At 30.9% G+C, this 4,679-nt stretch carries 3 protein-coding genes and 1 pseudogene; 3 read left to right on the top strand and 1 reads right to left on the bottom strand.

Features of this window, described 5'->3' with window-relative positions:
* On the bottom strand, positions 1–1,537 hold a 1,537-nt coding region (locus B4I81_RS05480; protein WP_291108544.1), incomplete at its 3' end, for a peptide chain release factor 3.
* A gap of 127 nt (positions 1,538–1,664) precedes the next feature.
* Here B4I81_RS05480 and B4I81_RS05475 point away from each other — a divergent pair.
* From B4I81_RS05475 to B4I81_RS05465, 3 genes and pseudogenes are all read left to right on the top strand, one after another.
* Positions 1,665–3,632, top strand: a complete 1,968-nt coding sequence (locus B4I81_RS05475; protein ID WP_291108542.1) for a peptidylprolyl isomerase — start codon at positions 1,665–1,667, stop codon at positions 3,630–3,632.
* A gap of 34 nt (positions 3,633–3,666) precedes the next feature.
* Entirely contained in the window at positions 3,667–4,485 is an 819-nt protein-coding gene (locus B4I81_RS05470; protein WP_291108540.1) for a hypothetical protein, read from the top strand.
* A pseudogene (locus B4I81_RS05465) lies at positions 4,469–4,679 on the top strand (peptidylprolyl isomerase); the annotation flags it as partial. The gene B4I81_RS05470 and the pseudogene B4I81_RS05465, both read left to right, overlap by 17 nt.

The following is a 4,679-nucleotide window of genomic DNA, read 5'->3' as shown; positions in this document are numbered from 1 at the left end:
TCATTTGGATAGAGAAATCGCTATCGGCTAAGAACACCAATTGTCCGTATTTATCATGACCTAAGAATTTTTGTTTTACACGTTTAAATTCGGCAAACTCGGTATTTTTAGGATCTTGTGGTTTTACCCAACACGCTTTAAACGCAGGGAAGTTTTCATACGTACATTTTGCACCATATTCATGCTCTAAACGGTATTGAATTACTTCGTATTGTAGCGCTCCCACCGTTCCAATAACTTTTCTTCCGTTCATTTCTAAGGTAAACAACTGGGCTACTCCTTCGTCCATTAACTGGTCAACTCCTTTTTCTAATTGTTTCGATTTTAAAGGATCAGCATTGTTGATGTATCTAAAATGTTCTGGTGAGAAACTTGGAATTCCTTTGAAATTCATGATTTCTCCTTCAGTTAACGTATCACCAATTTTAAAGTTACCCGTATCGTGTAAACCTACGATATCACCAGGATATGAAATATCAACAATCTCTTTTTTCTCAGCAAAAAACGCATTCGGACTCGAGAATTTTAAATTCTTTCCTAAACGAACATGCAAATAAGGTTTGTTTTTTTCAAACGTTCCCGATACAATTTTGATAAAAGCCAAACGGTCTCTGTGTTTTGGATCCATGTTAGCATGAATTTTAAATACAAATCCGCTTAATTTTTCTTCTTCTGGTCTTACTAATCTGGTGTCTGATTCTTTTGGTCTAGGAGTTGGAGCAATTTCAACGAAACAGTCTAACAATTCGCGAACTCCAAAATTATTCAAAGCCGAACCAAAGAACACCGGTTGTAAATCGCCTTCCAAATATTCTTCACGGCTAAATGGAGGATAAACTTCATCGATTAATTCCAATTCTTCTCTTAATCGGTTTGCTGGTTTTTCACCAATAATTCCTTCTAATTCTGGACTATTGATGTCGTTAAAAGCAATCGTTTCTTCAATGTTTTTACGACTATCGCCTTCAAAAAGGTTGATGTTCTTTTCCCAAATATTATAAATTCCTTGAAAATCGTATCCCATTCCAATAGGGAAACTTAATGGTGTAACTCGAAGTTTTAATTTTTTCTCTACTTCATCCATCAAATCGAAGGCATCTTTACCTTCACGGTCTAATTTGTTGATGAAAACAATCATTGGAATGTTTCGCATTCTACAAACTTCTACCAGTTTTTCTGTTTGTTCCTCAACCCCTTTTGCAACGTCAATTACAACAATTACACTATCAACGGCAGTTAACGTTCTAAAAGTATCTTCAGCAAAGTCTTTGTGACCTGGCGTATCTAAGATGTTGATTTTTTTATCTTTATAATTGAAAGCCAAGACAGAAGTGGCTACCGAAATTCCTCTTTGTCTTTCAATCTCCATGAAATCGGAAGTAGCTCCTTTTTTAATTTTATTACTTTTTACAGCTCCAGCTTCCTGAATAGCACCTCCAAACAACAATAATTTCTCGGTTAAAGTCGTTTTACCAGCATCGGGATGCGAGATAATTCCAAAAGTTCGTCTTCTTGCTATTTCTTCTATAAAACTCATTATTCAAAATTTTGTGCAAAAGTAACTTTTTTTTACAGAAATTTCTGTTAATAGTCGCTTATAAATGTTGTGGAATAGTCTCGAATTGTTATTTTTGTCGATTACAACTAAAAATGTATAAATAATTATGAAAATTAGTCGCTTACTTATTTTTGTTTTCTTAATAACACCTTACTTTTTATTAGCCCAAACCAAGGAAGTATTATTTTCAATAGACAATCATCCTTATTACACGGATGAATTCATCAGAGTGTACAATAAAAATTTGGATTTGGTAAAAGATGATTCTCAAAAAGATTTAGATAAGTATTTGGATTTGTTTGTTGGATACAAGCTAAAAGTTGAAAAAGCAAATAAATTAGGTCTGCAAAAGGGTTCTAATTATCAAGCGGAGTTGAAATCTTATAGAAATCAACTATCAAAAAATTATTTAAATGACTCAAAAGTTACTAATGAATTAGTTCATGAAGCTTATGAAAGATTGCAACAAGAAGTAAAAGCTTCACATATTTTAGTTTTAGTTGATGAAGGAGCATTACCTCAGGATACTTTAAAAGCTTATAATAAAGTTTTAGATATTAAAAAAAGATTAGATGCTGGTGAAGATTTTGTAACTGTTGCAAAACAAACTTCAGAAGACCCATCTGTAAGAGAGAATAATGGAGATTTAGGATATTTTTCGGCATTTAGAATGGTATATCCATTTGAAAATGCAGTATACAAAACTAAAGTAGGTCAGGTTTCAAAGCCATTTCGCACTCGTTTTGGTTATCATATTGTAAAAGTAACTGATAAAAGAGTCAATAGAGGAGAGGTTACTGTTGCGCACATCATGATTGTAAAACCTAATAATTCAGATGTTGCTCAAGCTGAAAAAGCAAAAACAACAATTGAGGATATTTATAAAAAAATACAACAAGGTGAAAGTTTTGAGAGTTTAGCCCAACAATTTTCTGAAGATAAATCTTCTGCTCCAAAGGGTGGTCTTTTACAACGTTTTGGTTCAGGTCAATTGAGTTCGGAGGAGTTTGAAAATGTAGCTTTTGAGTTAAAAGAGAAAAATCAAATTTCAGCTCCATTTCAATCGCAGTTTGGTTGGCATATTGTAAAATTAATCGAGAAACATCCTCTGCTTCCATTTGATGAAATGAAGGCAGATTTAGAGGAAAAAATTAGAAAAGATGAGCGTTCTTTATTAATTACAAATTCATTAGCAAAAAAGTTAAGAGCAAAATATACTTATGTTAAAGATGCAAAGGTTTTAGCTCAAATTAAGAAAAGCGTTACAGAGGATTTTTACAGTCAAACCTGGCAAATTCCTGCAAATTTGAAAGAAATGAATCTTCCTTTGTTGACTATTAATAAAACTCAAAAGGTTACAGCACCATCGTTTTTAAATTTTATTTACACTCAACAAAAATCGAATATCAAAACAAAACCCGTTGCTAAATTGGTAGATGAATTGTTTGAAAAATTCACAGATGAGCAATTAACTAATTACTACAATGATAATCTAGAAAATGAGTTTTCAGAATTTCGTTATGTAATGGATGAATATCGTGATGGATTGTTGTTGTTTGATTTAATGGAAAAGGAAATATGGAATAGAGCTAAATCGGATACCACAGGTTTGATGAATTTCCACAAGGCTAATATTGAGAAGTACCAATGGAAAAAAAGATATGATGTAGATATTTTATCTTCAACTGATAAATTAATCATTGAAAAAGCACAAAAATTTCTCAAAAAGGGCAAGTCATTAGAGTATATAAAAGAAAAGTTAAACAACGATGGAAAAGTAAATGTTATGGTAAAATCAGGACTTTACGAAGAAGACTATGATATATTATCTCAATATTCAAATGCTGCAGTTGGTGTTACATCGGTTGTAAATAAAGATAAATACTATTTTGTAGTTAATGTGAAAAGAATTAATGAAGCAGGGCCAAAAGAATTTGCCGATTGTAAAGGTAAGGTGATTAGTGATTATCAGCAGTTTTTAGAAAATAACTGGGTTGATGAATTGAAGAAAGAATTCCAAATTAACATTAATAAAGAAGTTTTTTCCAAAGTAAAATTACAATTAACTAAATAATATGCGGTTTTTCATATCCATATTTTTACTTTCAATGATGCTTTTTTCCTGTGATTATTTCAAATCAGAGAAAAAGCCTAGGGCCATTGCACGGGTTGGTGAAAGTTATTTATTTGAATATGATATAGAGAATTTAGTACCAAAAGGAACTTCAAAAAAAGATAGTATAGCGATAGTAAAATCATTTATTGATAGATGGGCTTCTCAAAAAATACTATTTGAAGCTGCGGAACGAAATATAGGGAAAGAAAAAGTTTCAGAGTTTAATACTTTAATAGAACAATATAAAATTGATTTATATACAAAAGCCTACATTGAAGAGTTGGTAATAAGACAAATTGACACTACGGTAACTGAAGAACAGATTAAAAAATATTATAATGAGAATAAGCAATATTTTAAAAATTCTTCAGAACTAGTGAAACTCAGATATATAAATTTAGTTAAAGAAAATCCAAAATTCTCTAAAATTAAATCAAAGTTTAGTTCCTTTACCAAAAAAGATAGAAAGGATTTGGAACAAATGGCTGTACAATTTAAAAGTTATGCTTTTAATGACTCTATTTGGGTAGATATCAATCAAGTTTATGAGAAAATACCGTTTATTAATATAGAGAATAAGCAAAAATATATCTCAAATGGAATGAATTTTCAATATCCCGATTCAACAACAGTTTGGTTGGTTAAAGTGAATAATGTTTTACCAAAGGATAGCGCCACGCCTCTTGAGTTTTTAAAACCAACCATTAAGCAGATTATTATAAATAAAAGAAAATTAGAATTAATTAATACAATAGAAAAAGAGATTACGAATGATGCCATTAAAGACAATAAATATGAAGTTTATAAATAAAAAATTCCTTTTCACCGTTTTAGTTTTAGTTAATATTACGGTCATTGCACAACCTAAAAAAGAGAAAGTAGATGGAGTAATTGGTGTAGTAGGTGATTATGTAGTGCTGGATTCTGATATTGATTTGGAATTAATTCAATTAAAAGCGCAAGGTATCGATACAAAAAACATTACACGATGTCAATTGTTTGGTA

Origin of the sequence: Flavobacterium sp. UBA6195, assembly GCF_002422095.1 — a bacterium.
GTDB lineage: Bacteria > Bacteroidota > Bacteroidia > Flavobacteriales > Flavobacteriaceae > Flavobacterium.
This window is presented reverse-complemented; position numbering and strand designations above follow the sequence as displayed.

Excerpts from the sequence above, each read along its gene's own strand:
- B4I81_RS05475 (WP_291108542.1), top strand. The coding sequence starts at position 1,665 with ATGAAAATTAGTCGCTTACTTATTTTTGTTTTCTTAATAACACCTTAC.
- B4I81_RS05470 (WP_291108540.1), top strand. The coding sequence starts at position 3,667 with ATGATGCTTTTTTCCTGTGATTATTTCAAATCAGAGAAAAAGCCTAGG.